We start from the raw sequence: 1,061 nt of genomic DNA on the forward strand, positions 1-1,061 counted from the left end.
TAGGGAAATCCCCAAGAAAAACTTAAAAAGTGGAATGATAATGTCGATTAAATTGAACATACTCCATTTTCTGCCGCCGCAATTCAACCGGAAATCATATGCAAAATAGTCCCGAACTAGCCAATCTCATTGATACAAAACCTGATTCGCTCATTTCCGTAAAGTCCGCCTTTCCAGAATGCAATTTCAAATGCGACTTTGAAGTGCCGAGCTTTTCCAAGACCAATGAGCTTGTTCCTACAATTGATCCCACCTATCAATTAGATTCCGATACAACTATCTCCCTTCTGGCAGGATTTCGCTTTAATCGGCGGGTTTTACTGCAGGGCATGCATGGCACTGGCAAGTCCACCCACATTGAGCAAGTGGCCGCACGCCTTAACTGGCCATGTCTTCGCATTAATCTGGATGGGCAAATTACCCGCATGGACCTTTTAGGCAAAGACGTCATCACAATTAAGGATGGGCAGCAAGTAACTGACTTCCAGTTAGGCCTCATTCCATGGGCGCTCCAAAGGCCTGTTGCTCTTGTATTAGATGAATATGATGCCGGCAAGCCAGATGTCATGTTTGTCATCCAGAGAATGCTAGAGCGCGAGGGTAGATTAACCCTGCTTGATCAAAATCGAGTGATAGAGCCTCACCCCTATTTCCGAATTTTTGCGACCAGCAATACCGTTGGCCTGGGTAACTGGAACAATATCTATCATGGAACACAACTGCTAAATCAAGGGCAGATGGATCGATGGGATGTGGTAGCCGCGCTGAATTACCTAGATCCCCAGGCTGAAGAGCGGATTGTTAAAGCAAAAGTGTCGCATTTAAATTTGCCAGAGAATGCACCTCTTGCCTCACAAATGATTGCCCTGGCTAACCTCACGCGTAAGGGATTTGCTGCGGGGGATTTATCTACATTGATGTCAACCAGAACTGTCATTACCTGGGCTGAGAATTGGGCAATCTTTGGCGATCTCGAATTTGCATTTCGATTATCGTTTTTAAATAAATGCGAATTAGAGGAAAAGCGCCTCATCGCGGAATACTATCAGCGATGTTTTGAT

The 1,061-nt window shown here is 45.1% G+C and carries 1 protein-coding gene; it reads left to right on the forward strand.

Annotation, left to right across the window (positions count from 1 at the left end):
- Positions 1-98: 98 nt before the first annotated feature.
- On the forward strand, positions 99-1,061 hold a 963-nt coding region (locus B7Y67_RS19140), incomplete at its 3' end, for an AAA family ATPase (protein WP_293599990.1).

The organism is Polynucleobacter sp. 35-46-11 (assembly GCF_002281105.1).